Below are 17,981 nucleotides of genomic sequence, written 5' to 3'. Positions count from 1 at the left end.
CTCCGTCACATTCTCGGTCGTGATTGGGGGCTCGTGGCCCAGTACGGCTAATCTTTGCGAGTGATCACCGCTTCTCATCTCTACAAAACCTACGGCTCGGGTGCTGCCGCCGTGCACGCGCTCGACGACGTGAGCCTCACCGTCGCCGACGGCGAAATCTTCGGGGTAATCGGGCAGAGCGGCGCTGGCAAGAGCACGCTGCTGCGCACGATCAACGCGCTGGAGCGCCCCGATCGCGGCAGCGTCATCGTGGGCGATCGCGAAGTCACCGCGCTGACCGGCAGTGCCCTGCGTGCTGCCCGTCATGAGATCGGCATGGTGTTTCAGCACTTCAACCTGGTGGGCAACCGAACGGTGCAGCAGAACGTCGAGTTCGCGCTCGAAGCCGTCGGCGTGCGCGGCCGTGAGCGTTCCTCGCGAGCTCGCGACATGCTCGATCTGGTGGGCCTTGCCGATCGCGGCGGGCACTATCCGGCGCAGCTCTCGGGCGGGCAGAAGCAGCGCGTGGGCATCGCACGGGCGCTCGCAGGCGAACCGAAGGTTCTGCTCTCTGACGAGGCGACGAGCGCACTCGACCCCGCAACCACGCGTTCGATTCTCGAGCTCTTTCGCCGCATCAATCGCGAACTCGGGCTGACCGTGCTGCTCATCACCCACGAGATGGACGTCGTCAAGGGGGTATGCGACTCGGCTGCGCTGATGGAGCACGGTCGCATACTCGAGCAGGGGCGGCTTCTCGATCTGATCGCGACTCCAGGGTCGAAGCTCGCGCGCGAGCTCTTCCCCCTCGGCGTCGATCAGGCGGAGGCATCGAGCGCGCTCGGGCAGACCGTCGTCGATGTCACCTTTGGCGGCGGTGAGGTCGGTCAGGCCGTCATCGCACGGCTCGCACGCCGACGCAGTCTCGACGTCAGCATCCTCGGAGCGATGATCGAGCGCATCGCCGGCCAGTCGGTCGGCCGCACACGGCTCGCGCTGCCTGTAGTCGGTGCCGAGGCAGAGGCCGCGATCGCAGAGCTCAAGGCAGAAGGGCTGATCGTCGATGTGCTTTCGGGCGGAGCCGCCGCGTCCGCGTCGTCCGCCGCGCACATCGCGAACCCCGAAACGGCGTACACCGATGAGGAGGCCGGCCGATGATTGACATGAACGACCCGAAATTCTGGCCGAATCTCTTCGACGTGGTGCTCGAAGGCACCGGCGAGACCCTGTACATGGTGCTGATCGCGACGATCATCACCGTGATCGTGGGGCTGCCGCTCGGCGTGCTGCTCGTGGCCACCGAACGCAACGGCTTTCTGAGCAGCATCTTCGGCTCGCGTGCGCTGGCTCGCGTGTTGAACGCCGTGCTCTCTTTCATCGTGAACCTGGGGCGATCGGTGCCGTTCGTGATTCTGATGATCGCGCTCATCCCCGTGACCCGGTGGCTGGTCGGGTCGTTCATCGGCACCGGCCCGGCGATCGTGCCGCTCACGCTGGTGGCGATTCCCTTCTTCGCGCGGCTCGTCGAGATCGCGGTCAAAGAGGTCGACCCAGGGCTGTTCGAGGCATCCGAGTCGCTGGGCGCGAGTCGCTGGCAGCTCGTGCGCCGTGTGATTCTGCCTGAGGCGATGCCGGCGATCGTGCTCGGCCTGGCCACCACGTTCACGTCGATCGTCAACTTCTCGGCGATGGTCGGCGTGGTCGGCGGCGGCGGGCTGGGCAACGTCGCGCTGAGCTATGGCTGGCAGCGCTACAGCTGGATGCATGTGGTCGTCGTGATCGTCGTGCTCTTCGCCATCGTGCAGATCGCCCAGCTCATCGCGAACTTCGCCGCCCGCCGGCTGAGCCGCCAAGACGCAGGACGCACCGAGACCGTGCAGAAAAACCTCGAGACCGCCTGAACGCCAGGCGCTCGAAACCCGTTCGACCAATAAGAAAACAGGAGAGACACATCATGAACAGACTCACCAAACGACTGCTCGCAGCCGGTGCCATCGTTGCCGCGGCGGTCAGCATGACGGCCTGCAGCAGTGGGTCTGGGTCGTCGAACGACGGCAGCAGCCTGGGCACGATCAAGGTCGGCGCGCTGCCCACTCCGGCCGGTGACATTCTCAAGTTCGTTGCCGACGGCCAGGCGAAAGACGCCGGGCTCGACCTGCAGTACGTCGAGTTCAGCGACTACAACACGCCGAACCCTGCGCTCGCAGACGGCTCGGTCGACGCCAACCTGTTTCAGCACCAGGCCTTCCTCGACAACTCGAACAAGAGCAACGGCACTGATCTGGTGAGCGTCGGCACGATCTACCTGCCGGCCGCCGGTTTCTACTCGAAGAAGGTTGACAGTCTCGACGCGCTGGAGAACGGCAGCACGGTGGCCATTCCCAATGACCCGACCAACGAGGGTCGCGCACTCGAGCTGCTCGCTGCGAACAAGGTGATCGAGATTCCCGAGGGAGCCACCTCGGCGAGCGAGATCTCATCGAACCCGCGAGAGCTGAAGTTCGAAGAGCTGGACAACCCGACACTGGCCCGCGCCGTCGACGATTCGAACATCGACGCGGCCTTCGTCACCTCGACGTTCGCACTGGGTGCGGGGCTGACCGCCGACCAGGCGATCATCCTCGAGACCACCGAGAAGTACGCCAACGTGCTGGCGACTCGTCCTGAGCTCAAAGACGACGCGCGCGTGCAGAAGCTGCACGAGCTGCTGACCAGCGATGAGACGAAGAAGCACATCTCTGACACCTGGCAGGGTCAGGTGCTGCCGCTCAGCTGAGTGCGCCGATCGTCTGATTGACGACGGATGCCCGGGGCACGTTCGCGTGCACCCGGGCATCTCTGCGTGGCGGGGCAGGCCTGGCGTGGCGTGGCGGGGCGAGGCGGTGCCGTGTGCGGGATGCGCAGGGCAACGTGCTCTGCGGACGGGCGCCGTGCGACGGGGGCCGGAGACCCATCGGTGGTGGGCCGGGTCTGGCGAAGACAACGTAGACTGTTGAGAGAACCCGTATCAGCATCGACTGTCGCTCTGCGGCGGCGCATGGCTGCCCGCGGGTTTCACACAGAGATCACGAGCCGAAGACATCACCTTCGGAGACCCTGAGAGGCATTCAGCATGGCAGGCATCGTTTCGGTTTCAGCACGCGAGATCCTGGACTCGCGCGGCAACCCCACCGTCGAGGCAGAGGTCACCCTCGACGACGGCACCCTCGGTCGCGCAGACGTTCCCTCGGGTGCGTCCACCGGCCAGTTCGAGGCTGTGGAGCGTCGTGACGGCGGCGACCGCTACCTGGGCAAGGGAGTGCTGGGCGCAGTCGAGTCGGTGAACACCGAGATCAGCGATCTGCTCGCCGGGCGTGACGCCGCAGACCAGCAGGGCATCGACGAGGCGCTCATCGCCCTCGACGGCACCCCGAACAAGGCTCGCCTCGGCGCCAACGCCATTCTCGGCGCATCGCTCGCCGTGGCACGAGCCAACGCTCTGTCGAAGCAGCAGGAGCTCTACATCTCGGTCGGCGGCGACGCCGCGGTCACTCTGCCCGTTCCCATGATGAACATTCTCAACGGCGGCGCACATGCCGACTCGAACGTCGATTTCCAGGAGTTCATGATCGCCCCGATCGGCGCGAAGAGCTTCGCCGAGGCGTTGCGCTGGGGCAGCGAGGTCTATCACACCCTCAAATCGGTGCTCAAAGAGCAGAAGCTCAGCACCGGCCTGGGCGACGAGGGCGGCTTCGCACCGAGCCTCGGGCACAACGCCGACGCCTTCGCCGTCATCACCGAGGCGATCGAACGTGCCGGCTACCAGCTGGGCAGCGACATCGCGCTGGCACTCGACGCCGCATCCAGCGAATTCTTCAGCGACGGCAGCTATCACTTCGAAGGCGAATCGCGTGATTCGCAGTGGCTCATCGACTACTACGACAGCCTGGTCAGCGAGTACCCGGTGGTCTCGATCGAGGACGGTCTCGATGAGAACGACTGGGCCGGCTGGAGCGCCCTGACCGCCAAGCTCGGCGATCGCGTGCAGCTGGTGGGCGACGACCTGTTCGTCACGAACCCAGAGCGCCTGCAGCGCGGCATCGACGACCAGGCGGGCAACTCGATTCTGGTCAAAGTGAATCAGATCGGTTCGCTCACCGAGGCGCTGCGTGCCGTCGAACTCGCTCAGACGAACGGCTACAGCGCCATGATGTCGCATCGCTCGGGCGAGACCGAAGACACCACGATCGCCGACCTGGCCGTCGCCACCAACTGCGGTCAGATCAAGACCGGCGCCCCGGCACGCAGCGAGCGTGTCGCCAAGTACAACCAGCTGCTGCGCATCGAGCAGCAGCTCGGCGACCGCGCGGTCTACGCAGGTGCAACGGCGTTTCCCCGGTTTGCGAAGTAAGCAGCGCGACTGCAGATGAGCGAACAGCGACAGGGGCGGCGGTTTCCAGCGTTCCCCGTGATTCTCACGGTGGCGCTGGTCGCCGCCGCCCTGCTGCTGACGCCGAACATTCGCCTCTACGTCGAGCAGCAGCAGCAGAAACAGCAGCTGCAGGCCGAGGTCGACCAGCAGCGCAGCGAACTCGGCGAGCTGCAGCAGGAGCGTGCACGCTGGGACGATCCCGCGTACATTCGCGCGCAGACGCGCCAACGCCTCTATTTCGTGGTGCCGGGCGAGACGACCTATGTCGTGGTCGACGGCGACCAGGCGAAGAGCGCCGATGACCGCGCGCACCAGACGCCGAGCCAGAGCGTGACCAGCAGCGATCAGAAGTGGACCGATCTGTTGGGGTCGTCGATCGTCCAGGCGGGTGTCGGAGACCAGCCACTCGACGGCGACCAGACGCAGAGCGGCGCCGGTCAGCCTCCCTCAAACGACGGCGACCAAGGCGGACAGAACGACCAGCAGGAGCAGCAGTGACCGAAGCACAATACGAGGTGAGCGAGCGCGACCTCGAGATTATGAGCGAGCAGCTCGGCCGGCCGGTACGGTCGGTCGTCGCGGTGGCCGCACGCACCGGCGACGGCACTCCCACCGTGGTCAGCACCGCCCCGCGGCTGGCCGATGGCACGCCGTTTCCGACCTTCTACTACCTGACGCATCCGGGGCTGACCGCTGCGGTCTCGAATCTCGAGGCCATCGGACGCATGAACGACTTCAACGAGATGCTCGCCGCCGACGAAGAGCTTGCCGAACGCTACCGACATGCGCATGCGGCCTATATCGCCGACCGCGAAGAGTTCGGCGAGGTGCCCGAGATCGCCGGCGTCTCAGCAGGAGGCATGCCGACTCGTGTGAAGTGTCTGCACGCGCTGGTGGGGCACGCCCTGGCCGCCGGACCGGGCGTGAACCCAATCGGTGACCTGGTGCTCGAACAGGTAGGCTGGGACAACCTCCATGGCACCTGCGCGCGGCCCCGCGTGCAACCTGATGCAATCTGAGACGGTCCCGAGACCTCGCAGGCGCTTTGGAGTAGATTGATCCATGTTCGTCAACAAGTCTGCAAAAGGAACGTCGTGACCAAGATCCTGATCATTGGTGGTGGCTACGCGGGTTTCTACACCGCGCGCACACTCGAGAAGCTGCTGAACCCCGGCGAGGCCGAGGTAACTCTGGTCGATGCTCGACCCTATATGACCTACCAGCCCTTCCTTCCTGAGGTCGCGGCCGGGTCGATCGAGCCTCGCCACGTCCTGGTGCCGCACCGTCGCCACCTGAGCCGTACGAACCTCATCAACGCCAAGGTGACCGCTATCTCGAACGCTGACAAGCAGGTCACCGTTCAGGCCGAGGGAGGTGCCCCCTACGAGCTGGACTATGACGTCCTCGTCGTCACGCTGGGCGCTGTCTCTCGCACCTTCCCGATTCCGGGCATCGCCGAGAACGCGATCGGTCTGAAGTCGGTCGAAGAGGCCGAGTGGATTCGCAACAAGATCACCACCAACTTAGACCGTGCGGCGAACCTCCCCGTCGGCCCCGAGCGTCAGCGTCTGCTGACCTTCGTCGTCGTCGGCGGCGGCTTCGCAGGTATCGAGGGCTTCGCAGAGGTGCGCGGCCTGGCCACCAAACTGCTGAAGTTCTACCCGCAGATCAGCGAGAGCGAGCTGGAGTTCCACCTCATCGAGGCCGCTGACCGCATCATGCCTGAGGTTTCGCTCGAAACCGCGAAGTGGGTCATCGACGACCTCAAGAACCGGCACGCGACGATTCACCTCGAGACGCAGGTGACCAGCGCGGTCGACGGCATCGTCGAGACCTCGAAGGGTGACAAGTACCCGACCGACGTGATCATCTGGACCGCTGGTCAGATGGCCAACCCGGTGCTGCGCAACAGCGACCTGCCGCTTGAGCCTCGTGGCCGTCTGCGCCTGCGCGCCGATCTGCGCGCCGAGACCGACGACGGCGTGCTCGAGAACGTGTGGGGCGCCGGCGACTCGACGCAGGTTCCCGACGTGACCGGTAACGGCCTGCCGTTCGACGGATCCTGCGTGCCGAACGCGCAGCACGCGGTGCGTCAGGCGAAACGCCTGGGCAAGAACATCGTGGCCTCACTGCGTGGCGATGCCCCCATCGACTATGTGCACAAGCCTGCTGGCGCGGTTGCCGGTCTGGGCGTCGGCAACGGCGTGTTCACGGGTGGACAGAAGAAGTTCTCGCTCAAGGGCTTCCCGGCGTGGGTGTTCCACCGCGGCTACCACGGTCTGGCGATTCCGATGTGGGAGCGCAAGTTCCGCGTGTTCGGCGACTGGTGGCACCAGATGTGGATCGGTCGCGACCTCGCGACCACCAGCCACGGCGTCGAGCCTCGTGCCTTCTTCGAGGAGTTCGCCTCGCGCCCGCGGCCGAAGCCGGCCGAGGCTGAGAAGCCGGCCGAGAGCAAGGCAGCAGACAAGGCCGCTGACGCCAAGCCTGCCGAGAAGGCCGCTGCGAAGTAGACCCTGCTGCCGGTAGCCACCGACGTAGGCGGTTGCAGCAGGTTCTGTCGAGCTGACGTGGAGAGGCCCCGCACTGTGAAGTGCGGGGCCTCTCCACGTTTGAGCGGGTACCCGGGCCCGCGCAGGGCTGCGGCAGGCGAAGTGGTCCAGCGCGAAGAACTCGTCCACACAGGTTTTGAACGGGTGAGCAGTATTCGTGGTTCTGCGCGTCGGTTCCCACACAAAGTGTCGATCGGACGCGCGCGTCACCGATGAGAGCTTCGGCTCTGCCCGACGTCAGCCTTCAGAACTTGTCGGCACTGTTCAGCAGGCGGCGTATGCGGTCGGGAATCGGCGGGTGCGTCGCGAACAGTCTGTCGACGAATCCGCTTTTCAACGGGTCTGCGATGTACATGTGAGCCATCGCCGAGTTCTGCCGCACCAGTGGCTGTGAGTACCGTTGCAGCTTGTCGAGCGCACTCGCCAGGGCCTCGGGGTCACGCGTGGTGAGCGCCCCGGTCGCATCGGCCAGATACTCGCGCTGTCGCGACACGGCCAGCTGCACCATCGTCGCCGCTAGGGGAGCCAGCACGGCTGCAGCGATGCCGACCACCAGCATGATCGGGTTGCCACCGCCGTTGTTGTTATTGCGGTTGCCGCCGGTCATCCCGCTCCAGAAAGACATGCGCATCAAGATGTCAGCGACCATGCCGATCGCCGCGACCAGCCCGAACACGATCATGTTCAACCTGATGTCGTAGTTGCGCACGTGTCCCATCTCGTGGGCCATGACCCCGGTGAGCTCCCGATCGGTCATCAGCTCGAGGATGCCGCTGGTCGCACACACGATGGCATGCTCAGGGTCGCGGCCGGTCGCGAACGCGTTGGGCGCGGGGTCGTCCATGATGTAGACCTTGGGCATCGGGGTGCCCGTGGTGATGGCGAGGTTCTCGACGATGCGCCACAGTCGAGGGTTCTCTGCCTTGGTGATCTCACGCGCCCCGCTCATGGCGACAGCAGCACGGCCCGCCATGAAGTACTGAATCACTGCATAGATGCTTGCTCCGACGAGAGCCCAGATGGTGATCGTCCAATTGCCGAAGAGCAGGCTCGCGGCGTATCCGAGCACCGCGATCAACACGATGAACATCAGGATGATGAACACCGTGTTGACCTTATTGCGGCGGATGGCTCGATACATGGATCAGGTCAGAACTGGACGCGCGGCGGCTCGGCGATCGCGCTGGGGTTGTCGACCTCGAAGAACTCGCGGCTGGTGAAGCCGAAGGCGCCCGCGATGATGTTGGTCGGGAAGGTCTGAATCTTGGTGTTCAGCTCGCGCACGCCTCCGTTGTAGAAGCGGCGTGACGCTTGAATCTTGTCTTCGGTGTCGACGAGCTCCTGCTGCAGATGCAGAAAGTTCTGGTTCGCCTTGAGGTCGGGATACGCCTCGGCCACGGCGAACAGACTCTTCAGTGCCTCCTGCAGATGCCCCTCGGCCACGGTAGCCTCTGCGGGTGTGGCTGCGTTGACCGTCTCGGAACGCGCCTGCGTGACGGCTTCGAACACGCCCTTCTCGTGTGCCGCGTACCCCTTGACGGTCTCGATCAGGTTCGGCAGCAGGTCGGCTCGCCGTTTCAGCTGCACGGTGATGTCGCTCCAGGCTTCGTCGACGCGCACGCGCAGACGAACCAGAGCGTTGTACGTGGCCCATAGCCAGATGCCGATGATCACGACGATCGCGATCACGACAATGAGGGTGATCCATCCAGCGCCCACAATGATCTCCTTGTTCAAGTCATCAGCGGACATGGTGCCCGCTAGCTTAACTCTACAGAGACCGTCTTTCGCAGCCACTAAGATGTCAGAGCAGGCGATGCGCTCGCAGCGGAATGTCGCTGCAGATCTCGCTCGTACCGGGCCCCCATAGCCCAATTGGCAGAGGCAGCCGACTTAAAATCGGCCCAGTGTCGGTTCGAACCCGACTGGGGGTACAGATCTGCCGCCCTCGAACTCTCCGGGCGAAGCCTTGGCAGCGCAAGCCTGGTCACAGCACCACGGCACCGCTCGTCAGAGCAGAGACTCCGACGGGAATGATTCGCTCAGAAAGCGACCCTCATCGTCCTCATCGTTCTCGGGCAGGCTGATCAGCTGCCTGTCGATGCGGCATCGGGAGCAGGAATCTCATGCGGTCGGTAGCGGGGCAGGCGTGAGGCGGGGAGGATGGCGATCGCACTGAGACCAGCGAGGATGAGCAGGCCCAGTTTGAGAGCGCGCAGACGCTGCTCCTCGTTGAGCTGAACCGCTGCCTCGACCTGAGCTCCGGTCGCGTCGGTCTGCGACAGGACCTCTTCGAGCCGATCGTTCGACACGAAGTTGACGCTGTCGAGATCGACCTGTGTCACGAGATCGTCAGGGAGTTCGGGGTGCTCCGCCACGGCGCGGCCGACGCCGACGCTCAAGAGAGCGACCAGCAGTGCGCCGACGACGGCGGTGCCCACCGCCGAGGCAAGGTTCTGCGTGCTTCCGCGAATCGACCCGACGTCTCCAGCGAGTTCGGCCGGTGCAGCGGTGACGAGAACGTTGAACATGAGAGTCACGAGGGCACCCTGGCCGATGCCGAAGACGATGAGTCCGAGGATGGTCGGCAGTGTCTCCCAATTGTTCGTGACCACGAAAGAGAGCCACACCAGCGCGCAGGTCGTGAGTACGAACGCTGCCATGCCGATGGTCCGAGGACTGAAGCGCTTGTAGAAGCGCACAACCAGTGTCGCAGTGATGAACACTGTCAGGTTGAACGGCATCATGGCAAGCGAGGTCTCGAACGGGGTGCGCCCCTGCACAATCTGGATGTACATGGGAACGGTGAAGTTCAGGGCCGCCTCAAGCGCGACAACGACGAACATCGCATACACGGCTGCTCGCTCAGATGGGGAGCCGAGCACCGAGAGGTCGACGAGGGGAACCTTGCCCTGACGCATCCGTCGCCGTGTCCATGCGAAGAATGCCTGGCCGAAGATGATGCCGAAGACGATGAGCATCGGCGCCGGGGAGATTCCCAGGACGTCGAAAGGCGCACCTGGTGTGGCGAAGAATGCGCCCCACCCGTTGAGATTGTTGAAGCCGAGGGTCAGCAGCATGATCGACAGACCGATGAGGGCCGAGGCGACGAGGTCGATTCTGATACCCGCATCCCCCTTGTCCGAGCGCAGCTTGAAGCTGAAGAGGAACACGGCGATCGCGAGAGCGAGCACGATCATGAAGACCGGTCGCCAGCCGACCAGCGTGCCGAGCGTTCCTCCGATCAGGAAGGCGCTGATGCCTGACAGCGCACGAGCCGACCCGAGAGAGCCGATCGCGGTCGCCTGCTGGTCGCCGCTGTAGTTCTCTGCGATCAGCGCGACCAGTGAAGGCACGATGATCGCCGCCGCGGCACCTGCGAGACACTGACCAGCGATCGCCCAGCCGACTGAAGGCGCCAGAATCATCATCAGCGACGATCCGGCGAACACGACGATGACGCAGCGAAAAATGAGCACCCATCCGACGCGCTGCCCGAGCTTTGCGCCGGTCATGACCAACGCCGCGACAACCAAGCCGTACACCACGATGGTGGTGCTCGCGGTGGTGGGCGGAACCCCGAAGTCAGCGACCATGCCGCCAATTGAGATCGGCAGCGCTGCAACGTTGAATGACATGAGAATCTGAGCGAGGAAGAGACCGATCAGAGGAACCCATGATCGCTTCGTCTCTGATTGAAGCGTCTCTGCGGTGGCGGTCATCAGGCGACCTTTCCTGTCTGTCGTTTGCTGTCGGAGGCGAAGAGATTCAGGCCCAGTGCCCGAGAGAGATATGCAATCGCACGCTGGCCGCGCACACTGTTTCCTGCGGAGTTCAGGCGCGGGGAGAACGCGCCGATGGAGCCCTTGCCGGGAGCGATCGCGACGATGCCCCCTGCCACACCTGATTTCGCAGGAATCCCGATCTCGAACAGCCATTCGCCTGACCGTTCGTACATTCCGCTCGCGGCGAGCACCGAGAGCGTGTCTCTGCAGACCTCGGCCGATACGACCTGCTCACCCGTCACCGGGTTCATGCCTCCGTCGGCGAGCGTCGCCCCCATCACTGAGAGATCGTGCGAGGTGACGAGCATCGCGCACTGCCGGGTATAGATGTCGACCATGTCCAAAGGGTCGTGGTCGAGGCGTCCATAGCTTTCGAGCAGTCGGGCGATGCCTTTGTTGCGAGAGTTGGTCTTCATCTCTGAGGCATAGACCTCACCGTCCATGGTCAGCTGGCGACCTGCGAAAGTCGAAAGGCCGGTGCGAATCAGCTCCCATTGCTCTGCGGGCGTGGCTCCGGGCATCATCGCGGTCGTCGCGATCGCCCCAGCATTGACCATGGGGTTCATCGGGTGGCCGCCGTTGAGTTCGAGTGCCATCACGGAGTTGAAAGGCAGACCGGTGTTGTCGACGCCGACTCTCTCTTTGACGACTGCATGGCCATAGGCTTCGCACACCAGTGCGTACACGAATGCCTTGGAGACCGACTGGATGGAGAACGAGTAGTCGCTGTCGCCAGCATCGTGTGTAGCGCCGTTCACCTCGCTGACTGACAGGCCGAACAGCGCCGGATCCGCCTTGGCCAGCGCGGGAATGTAGTCGGCCACCCGTCCGTCGTCCAATTGGCGATAGCGCTCATAGGCGGTGGTCGTCAGCGAAGCGACCTCGGCCTCCCCGGGAAGATGCCCGGTCGACACCTGTTGATCGACCGTCTGAGATTCTGAAGTGATCATGACTACGCCTCTTCGTATCCGTAAAACAGAGAAATGCGCTCGTGAGAATCGACGACTGAGGAGAAGTGCGCGGGGGAGATCTCTTCAGGCGCCGGTCAGCTGGCCTGACGCATCGGAGCGGTCTCTTGTGCCAGAATCCCCTGGGCTCGCGCACCGGGTGCGCCCGTGGACTGAGCCTCGTCGGTCGCGGCAGCCCCATGGGCATCGGCCTCTGTCGTGCCCTGCATGATGGCTGGCGTGCCGGATGTGTCGGGTGAGGCCGTGTTGCGAGTGCTGCGCGACCACCATGAGGTCCAGGAATGCGACCGCGGAGACTCCGCCTCTGCTGTGCGGCGCGCAGCACGGGTCTGTCCGGTGACCTGGGTCGCAGCTGCCGATGACGATGCGGATGCGGTGGTCGGCTGCACGTGGGACGGCGAGTTCGTCGCAGCTTGAGCCGGCGATGCGTGAGGGACTGAACTGGCGGCTGCCTTAGCCGCGGTCTTTCGCCTGGGTTTCTGCCAGACGCTCTTCTTTGCCTCAGTCGGGGCAGGAGTGACGGCTGCGGCACCGGCGGAGGCAGGTGCACGTGCACCTGCAGAACGAGATGTCTGCGCTGCGGCTTTCGCGCGCTTCTCGCGTTCGAGCCTGGCGCGACGCTGAGCCTTCTCGTGCTCGTATTCGCGCAGGGCGGTGCGTGTGCCAGACCGCACGGCTTCACGAATGACCACGTACATGAGCAGCAGCCCGACGACGATGACGAGCAGCGAACCGGCCACGATGAGCAGGATGAAAGCGACCGTAGTCACATCGTTGTTCTCCATAACTCGCCTCCCCGTCTGAGAAGAGTCTATGAGAAGCCTCTGACATTGCGCGCGACATGCCGACGACAGTGATCGAATCGTTACGGAACGACGTGTCGCACAGGTCGTAGAATCTGCTGCGTGACGGTTCGTCGCCGTCGCGCGACCAGCGCCGCGCCGTCCCGGGCGCTCAGACGACGTGATGAACGGAGAGCACAATGCCTGCACAGAAGTCGACATCGGCAGACGAAGTGAACTCAGCACCCAACGCGACGATCGCCGCGCAGCTCGCACACCGCAGCATCCGCGCGTACACGGCAGAGCCGGTCGACGAGTCGACCATGCAGACGCTGCTCGACGTCGCGTCACAGGCGGCGACCAGCAGCTTCTACCAGCAGCGAACGATCATCCGAGTGAAAGACCCAGAGGTGCGTCAGCGCATCTTCGAGTCGTCGGGTCAGCCCTACGTCGGCGGCGACCGGGGCGAGCTGCTCGTCTTCGTCGTCGATCTGTACCGCAACGCACAGATTCGCGAGCGGCAGGGACGAAGCCTCGATCCGCTCGAGACCACCGCCCTGTTTCTGCAAGGCGTCGAAGACATCCTGATCGCGGCGCAGAACGTGGTCGTGGCCGCTGAATCACTTGGACTCGGCACCGTCTACTTGGGCAGCATCGGGGGAGACCCCCGTAAAGTCATTGACGCGTTGCAGCTGCCGACTCGCACGTTTCCTCTGGTCGGACTGCTGATCGGCCACCCTGACCAGGAGCCGCAGCTCAAGCCGCGCCTGCCCAAAGAGATCACGGTCGGCGTTGACGCATACCCAGATCTCACCGACCACGATGACGCGCTCGCAGCCTACGACGAGATCGTGCAGACCTACTATGACCTTCGCGACACCAGCCGTCGCATCGATTCGTTCTCACACCAGATCGCCACAAAGCCAGGCAGCGGGGCGGCCGAGAAGGCTCCTCTGCTGGAAGTGCTCCACGAGCAGCGGCTTGCGCTGCGCTAGTAGCCGACGTGCGGCCAGCGCTTTGAAGAGCGACTGACGAAGGCGGTCAGGCTGAGCGGCGGATGTCCGAGTTCCGTTCGGCGGCCGGCTGCCGGGGCAATTCGATCAGCTCGCAACTCTGCCTCAGCAGTGCCGATGGCAACATCCCGATCTGCTGTCGAAATGCCTGGGCGAACGCTGAGGCCGAGGTATAGCCCGCGGCGGCCCCGAGCACGGCGAGATCAGTGCCGGCCGTCAGACGTTCGAGGGCGTACAGCGCGCGCGCCCGCTGACGATAGGCGCTGAAGGTCATTCCAGTCTCCCGCTGAAAGCTGCGCTGAACGGTCTTGCTGCTCACCCCGAGGGCTGCGGCGAATTGTGCGGCGGTACGACTGTCGGCGGGGCACTCGCGAAGCTGCTGTGCGATCCACTCGGCGTCTTCTGACCTCGCGCAGGGAACCTGTGCCGTGATGACCTCGCAGCTGCTTATCGCGGACATGAGTGCCTGCGTGCTGGCTCCGCACGCGCGCAGACACAGGCCGCGATGCTCGACTGAATCGCACCCGTGCAGCAGCTGATGAGAGATACGCTGCAGAATCTGATGCTGAACCTCGTCATCGACGAGCAGAGCTGTGAGCGATGAAGGCGCGAGATCGAAGAGGGACTCAGCAGTGGATGCGTGGGCGGTCACTGGCAGCATCGTCAAAGAGTGCGTGAGCTGCCCGTCGAGCTGGTCGGCAGCAGCGACGTCTGCGGGCACCCAGAGAACGACACGTGGGGTGACCACATGTTCGACAGAGGCAAGGGCGACTCGATGCTGCCCTTCGAGAGCGAGTATGACTGTGCCGATTCGATGCGCCAGCTCGAGTGTCCGATTGGCTTGATCTGGCTGTCGGATGCCATGCACCTGTGCTCGAGATGCAGAATTTCTTCTTATCGAGTTCACAGAGATGGCCTCCTTTGCCAAGCTGGTGCAGGTCCGTCCTGAGTTCTGAGGTAAGCCTCGCCTGCATGCACGCGCATCAATATAGCAAGGTCTGCCTCTCTAACGACAGAGGATTGTCGACTGCCAATACGAAAGAAGGAAGTGGCGTACAGATGACAGCTGTCAATCATGTGGGCTCTGTATCGAATCGACGAGGCAGATCATTCCTGCGTCGAGCCGGTGCGGGTACCCTCGGCCTCGCGCTTGCCGCAAGCGGCGCGCTAATCGCTCCACTGCAGGCGTCGGCTGCAGATGAGGCATCGCAGATCACCCCGGTCACACGTGACATCGCGATCACGTCAGAGAAGACGCAGAGCATCCCCGGGCAGTATCAGATTGCCTACTCGTCGTCGCAGGATGCGCTCTATGTCACGGGCTCGGTCGGACGACCGCCGATCGTGACCAGCACGATTGCCAAGCTCGATCCCAAGACCCTCAAGGTCGAGGCTCTCGCAGAGCTGCCGACCATTGCTCGTGACGAGACCAAAGACGGCGTCGTCTCGCACGCAGGCGTCAAGCGTCTGGGCGCATACGGCATCGACGTTGACGACGCGAACGGGCAGGTCTGGGTCACCAATACTCGAGACAACCAGGTGTCATCCTTCGACCTCAACACGCTGGGCAAGGTCTGGAGCAGCTACGACGAGAACTCCACCGTGCGCGATCAGGATGAGGTCGTGACGACGACTGACAATACTGGTGCAACGAAGTCGACGACCTACAAGGCCGGCACGACCAAGGTGGAGCAGGAACTCTCTCACCCGCGTGAAGTCATCGTCGATGAGAAGCGGGGCTTCGTCTACGTCTCTGCAGCTGCACGCGGCGGAGACAACAGCCATGGTGTCCAGGTGTACGACGCCAAGACGCATGAGCAGGTCAAGAGCATCGAGACCGGTGAAGGCACCGTGACCATGGGATTCGCTCTCGATGAGGCGAACGGCAAGCTCTACACGAGCGACATGTCACTGAACAAGATCTACGAGATCGATCTCGAGAAGCAGGAGATCTCGAAGAGAATTGATCTTCAGACGAAGACCGACGGCAAGACGTTCAGCTCGTCGAACGTCGCCATCGACGCGAAACTGGGTGAGGTCTACACCGCGAACCAAGGCGGTGGCGCACTCGCGCTGCAGGCGTACGACATCAACACCGGTGCGCTTAAGTACGAGGTGAATACCGGCAACAGTGCTCTGGCTGTGGCTGTCGATCAGGAAAAGCACCTGATCTATGCGGCAGACTTCAAAGACGGCACGGTCTCGGTCGTCGACGGTCTGAGCCACGGTGTCATCAACACGGTGAAGATCGCTGACAAATCAGCAAACCACCTCGTCGTGGCCGACGGCAGCGCCTTCGTCGTTGACAAGGCCGGACGAAACCAGAACGCGACCATTCCGTACGCGCTCGATATTCTCACTGGCAAGTCGATCAGTGCCAACACCGAGGTCAAAGGCTCAACGGCGGATCCCACGCCAGTCAACGCCGATGACATCACGAAGATCACTCCGGGCAAGACCACTGCTCGCGTCTATGCACAGAACACCAAGCAGGTCATCCCGGGCGATACCGAACAGCCACTTGTGGTCTCGGGCAGTGGATTCGAGCCGAACCAGCACCTTGCGGTGAAGATCGATCGTGATGCATACGGGCAGATCGCCGCGGATGACGGCGAGGACGCGCCCAATGCAACCCGCGCGCGAATCGTAACGGACGCAAACGGCAGCTTCACGAATGAGAAGATCACGGTTCCGGCGAAGACTTCGGCAGGCGTTCCTACGACTGCCGGCGAGCACACGCTCTTTCTGCTCGACAACGAGCCGGTGACATCTGTGCAGGCGCCGTTCCAGACCACGGCGGCAGCTGTGGCACCGGGAGAAACCCATCAGTCGAAGCCCTATGGCAATAATGAGCAGGGGAAGCTTCGCCAGATCACGTGGACTGACCAGGTGACCGCAGACGGCAATATCGTGGTGACCGGCAGCAACTGGCTGAACAAGGCAGGCACCGGTGGTGCCCGTGTTGCCTTCAAGGTCAAGACTCCAGCGGGTACCTTCCTCACTTCGAAGTATCCTGTGGAGAACACTGGTGAGAACGCAGCTCCAGATGATTGGAAAGCTCGTCAGGTCAATGCGATCGCTCAGGCAGACGGCTCGGGGAACTTCTCTGTGAGCATTCCTGTGCCGACAACGGCGAACTCGGACGTCTCGTCCGACCTCAAACCCGGAGACCGTTTTGACGTGCAGCTGCTTTCGGGGAGTCTGTCGGTGGACCAAACCGGGAACCTTCTTGACCCGCAAGGTGCAGGTGCCTTTGGGCCTGTTTCGGTGGTGAGCGAAGGCACCCCGCCTGTTCCGGGTGACGTCACTCCTCAGGGCTTCCAGCCCGCGACCTCCGTACCGACGATCATTCCGTTCCAGGGGTATCCCGAGTCGCTCACCGGAGGCCCTGACGTCACGGCTCCGGAGCTGACTGTTCCCGCCGATCAGACGGTGAACGTGGGCGATGCGTTTGATTCGAAGGCTGGTGTTTCGGCCAAGGATGCTGTCGATGGCGATCTGACTGACAAGGTCGTTGTTGAGGGTACGGTGGATACCTCGAAGGTGGGCGAGTATACGCTGACCTATTCGGTGAAGGATGCTGCCGGCAACGAGACGACCAAGTCGGTCACTGTCACTGTTGCTGACAAGACGGCTCCGGAGCTGACTGTTCCCGCCGATCAGACGGTGAACGTGGGCGATGCGTTTGATCCGAAGGCTGGTGTTTCGGCTAAGGACAACGTCGATGGCGATCTGACTGACAAGGTCGTTGTTGAGGGTACGGTGGATACCTCGAAGGTGGGCGAGTACACGCTGACCTATTCGGTGAAAGATGCTGCCGGCAACGAAACGAAGAAGTCGGTCACCGTCACTGTCGAGGTCATTCCGCCTACTGCCACGTATGCACACTCGGACGATCTGACAGATCAGAACCGTGGCGGTGTGTCGCTGGTATCCCTTAATGGCACGGTGGCAACGCTGAAGGTGGAGGCTCCCAACGTCCAGGAAGGCGAGTCGCTCTACGTCTACGGCTACTCGACGCCTCAGGGTCTCGGCTGGGCGAAGCTGACCGACGGTCAGATCGCGATCGACGTCGCGAAACTCGGCGTCGGCGATCACAAGCTTGCCGTGCAGAAGGCTGACGGAGACTTCCTCGGTTGGGCTGGCATCACTGTGCCTGAGACGGATGAGAATCAGGGCGCGACTCCTGACCAGAATGATTCTGGCGAGCAGGCCCCGGTCAAGCCCGGCCAGGATGGCAAGGATGCGACCGGCACGCAGAACTCGGGCACGCTTGCGCACACGGGTGCAGGCGTTGCGGGTGTGCTCGGAGGTGTGGCGCTGTTGATCGTTGGCGCCGGTGCTCTCCTGGCCGTGCGTCGTCGTCGCGCCTAGCCATTTGGGTCTCGCGCATAGGGTTGAACTGCCCTGAGAGCGTGTGACTCTCGGCACTCAAGTGTGGGGTCGAAGGTGTTCTCATCTTCGGCCCCACACTTTCTGTTTGGGAGGCGT

At 63.3% G+C, this 17,981-nt stretch carries 15 protein-coding genes and 1 tRNA gene; 10 read left to right on the top strand and 6 right to left on the bottom strand.

Going from position 1 to position 17,981, the window contains the following annotated elements; translation table 11 throughout:
• The first annotated feature begins 60 nt into the window (after window positions 1-60).
• The 7 genes from F8O09_RS10300 to F8O09_RS10270 all read left to right on the top strand — a co-directional run bounded on the left by F8O09_RS10300 (window position 61) and on the right by F8O09_RS10270 (window position 6,903).
• The gene (locus tag F8O09_RS10300) at window positions 61-1,137 is read left to right on the top strand and encodes a methionine ABC transporter ATP-binding protein (protein ID WP_158055222.1); all 1,077 of its coding nucleotides are present in this window, start codon (window positions 61-63) and stop codon (window positions 1,135-1,137) included.
• Entirely contained in the window at window positions 1,134-1,880 is a 747-nt protein-coding gene (locus F8O09_RS10295; RefSeq protein ID WP_158055221.1) for a methionine ABC transporter permease, read from the top strand. Before F8O09_RS10300 ends, F8O09_RS10295 begins: the two co-directional genes overlap by 4 nt.
• 53 nt (window positions 1,881-1,933) lie before the next feature.
• Window positions 1,934-2,755 carry a MetQ/NlpA family ABC transporter substrate-binding protein gene (locus tag F8O09_RS10290; RefSeq protein WP_158032116.1) on the top strand — a complete coding sequence of 274 codons (822 nt, stop codon included), beginning with the start codon at window positions 1,934-1,936 and terminating at the stop codon, window positions 2,753-2,755.
• A 336-nt stretch (window positions 2,756-3,091) separates the two neighbouring features.
• Window positions 3,092-4,369, top strand: a complete 1,278-nt coding sequence (gene eno, locus F8O09_RS10285) for a phosphopyruvate hydratase (RefSeq protein WP_158032115.1) — start codon at window positions 3,092-3,094, stop codon at window positions 4,367-4,369.
• Between the two features lie 15 nt (window positions 4,370-4,384).
• Window positions 4,385-4,888, top strand: coding sequence for an FtsB family cell division protein (locus tag F8O09_RS10280; protein ID WP_158032114.1), 504 nt, complete (start codon window positions 4,385-4,387; stop codon window positions 4,886-4,888).
• A gap of 41 nt (window positions 4,889-4,929) precedes the next feature.
• Window positions 4,930-5,409, top strand: coding sequence for a DUF501 domain-containing protein (locus tag F8O09_RS10275; RefSeq protein ID WP_158032167.1), 480 nt, complete (start codon window positions 4,930-4,932; stop codon window positions 5,407-5,409).
• A gap of 75 nt (window positions 5,410-5,484) precedes the next feature.
• The gene (locus F8O09_RS10270) at window positions 5,485-6,903 is read left to right on the top strand and encodes an NAD(P)/FAD-dependent oxidoreductase (protein ID WP_158055220.1); all 1,419 of its coding nucleotides are present in this window, start codon (window positions 5,485-5,487) and stop codon (window positions 6,901-6,903) included.
• Window positions 6,904-7,186: 283 nt separating this feature from the next.
• On the opposite strand, the gene F8O09_RS10265 is transcribed toward F8O09_RS10270, so the two are convergent.
• Together F8O09_RS10265 and F8O09_RS10260 are read right to left on the bottom strand one after the other, a co-directional pair.
• Window positions 7,187-8,083 carry a M48 family metalloprotease gene (locus tag F8O09_RS10265; RefSeq protein WP_158055219.1) on the bottom strand — a complete coding sequence of 299 codons (897 nt, stop codon included), beginning with the start codon at window positions 8,081-8,083 and terminating at the stop codon, window positions 7,187-7,189.
• Between the two features lie 8 nt (window positions 8,084-8,091).
• Window positions 8,092-8,694, bottom strand: coding sequence for a LemA family protein (locus tag F8O09_RS10260; RefSeq protein ID WP_158055218.1), 603 nt, complete (start codon window positions 8,692-8,694; stop codon window positions 8,092-8,094).
• A 108-nt stretch (window positions 8,695-8,802) separates the two neighbouring features.
• Between F8O09_RS10260 and F8O09_RS10255 the strand changes: the two genes are divergently transcribed.
• Window positions 8,803-8,876: transfer RNA gene (locus F8O09_RS10255), tRNA-Leu, on the top strand.
• 153 nt (window positions 8,877-9,029) lie between these two features.
• Here the strand turns inward: F8O09_RS10255 and F8O09_RS10250 are convergent.
• From F8O09_RS10250 to F8O09_RS10240, 3 genes are all read right to left on the bottom strand, one after another.
• Window positions 9,030-10,664 carry an MFS transporter gene (locus F8O09_RS10250; protein WP_158055217.1) on the bottom strand — a complete coding sequence of 545 codons (1,635 nt, stop codon included), beginning with the start codon at window positions 10,662-10,664 and terminating at the stop codon, window positions 9,030-9,032.
• The gene (gene glsA / locus F8O09_RS10245) at window positions 10,664-11,677 is read right to left on the bottom strand and encodes a glutaminase A (protein WP_158055216.1); all 1,014 of its coding nucleotides are present in this window, start codon (window positions 11,675-11,677) and stop codon (window positions 10,664-10,666) included. Before glsA ends, F8O09_RS10250 begins: the two co-directional genes overlap by 1 nt.
• Window positions 11,678-11,772: 95 nt before the next feature.
• A complete protein-coding gene (locus F8O09_RS10240) occupies window positions 11,773-12,465 on the bottom strand; it encodes a hypothetical protein (RefSeq protein WP_158055215.1) in 693 nt (230 codons plus the stop codon).
• 212 nt (window positions 12,466-12,677) lie between these two features.
• Here F8O09_RS10240 and F8O09_RS10235 point away from each other — a divergent pair, with 212 nt between their 5' ends.
• Window positions 12,678-13,472, top strand: a complete 795-nt coding sequence (locus F8O09_RS10235; protein ID WP_158032107.1) for an NADPH-dependent oxidoreductase — start codon at window positions 12,678-12,680, stop codon at window positions 13,470-13,472.
• Between the two features lie 46 nt (window positions 13,473-13,518).
• On the opposite strand, the gene F8O09_RS10450 is transcribed toward F8O09_RS10235, so the two are convergent.
• A complete protein-coding gene (locus F8O09_RS10450) occupies window positions 13,519-13,950 on the bottom strand; it encodes a helix-turn-helix domain-containing protein (RefSeq protein WP_225733005.1) in 432 nt (143 codons plus the stop codon).
• Window positions 13,951-14,549: 599 nt separating this feature from the next.
• Here F8O09_RS10450 and F8O09_RS10225 point away from each other — a divergent pair.
• Complete coding sequence (locus F8O09_RS10225) at window positions 14,550-17,864, top strand: immunoglobulin-like domain-containing protein (RefSeq protein ID WP_192497657.1); 3,315 nt, start codon at window positions 14,550-14,552, stop codon at window positions 17,862-17,864.
• Window positions 17,865-17,981 lie beyond the last annotated feature (117 nt).

It is taken from the genome of Pseudoclavibacter sp. CFCC 11306, from assembly GCF_008831235.1.
Taxonomy (GTDB): domain Bacteria; phylum Actinomycetota; class Actinomycetes; order Actinomycetales; family Microbacteriaceae; genus Pseudoclavibacter_A.
Note: the sequence above shows the minus strand (reverse complement) of the source record. Positions and strands in the feature narration are given on the sequence as shown.

Excerpts from the sequence above, each read along its gene's own strand:
- F8O09_RS10290 (WP_158032116.1), top strand. The coding sequence starts at position 1,934 with ATGAACAGACTCACCAAACGACTGCTCGCAGCCGGTGCCATCGTTGCC.
- eno (WP_158032115.1), top strand. The coding sequence starts at position 3,092 with ATGGCAGGCATCGTTTCGGTTTCAGCACGCGAGATCCTGGACTCGCGC.
- F8O09_RS10260 (WP_158055218.1), bottom strand. The coding sequence starts at position 8,694 with ATGTCCGCTGATGACTTGAACAAGGAGATCATTGTGGGCGCTGGATGG.
- F8O09_RS10250 (WP_158055217.1), bottom strand. The coding sequence starts at position 10,664 with ATGACCGCCACCGCAGAGACGCTTCAATCAGAGACGAAGCGATCATGG.
- F8O09_RS10275 (WP_158032167.1), top strand. The coding sequence starts at position 4,930 with ATGAGCGAGCAGCTCGGCCGGCCGGTACGGTCGGTCGTCGCGGTGGCC.
- glsA (WP_158055216.1), bottom strand. The coding sequence starts at position 11,677 with ATGATCACTTCAGAATCTCAGACGGTCGATCAACAGGTGTCGACCGGG.
- F8O09_RS10265 (WP_158055219.1), bottom strand. The coding sequence starts at position 8,083 with ATGTATCGAGCCATCCGCCGCAATAAGGTCAACACGGTGTTCATCATC.
- F8O09_RS10235 (WP_158032107.1), top strand. The coding sequence starts at position 12,678 with ATGCCTGCACAGAAGTCGACATCGGCAGACGAAGTGAACTCAGCACCC.
- F8O09_RS10450 (WP_225733005.1), bottom strand. The coding sequence starts at position 13,950 with ATGTCCGCGATAAGCAGCTGCGAGGTCATCACGGCACAGGTTCCCTGC.
- F8O09_RS10225 (WP_192497657.1), top strand. The coding sequence starts at position 14,550 with ATGACAGCTGTCAATCATGTGGGCTCTGTATCGAATCGACGAGGCAGA.
- F8O09_RS10295 (WP_158055221.1), top strand. The coding sequence starts at position 1,134 with ATGATTGACATGAACGACCCGAAATTCTGGCCGAATCTCTTCGACGTG.
- F8O09_RS10280 (WP_158032114.1), top strand. The coding sequence starts at position 4,385 with ATGAGCGAACAGCGACAGGGGCGGCGGTTTCCAGCGTTCCCCGTGATT.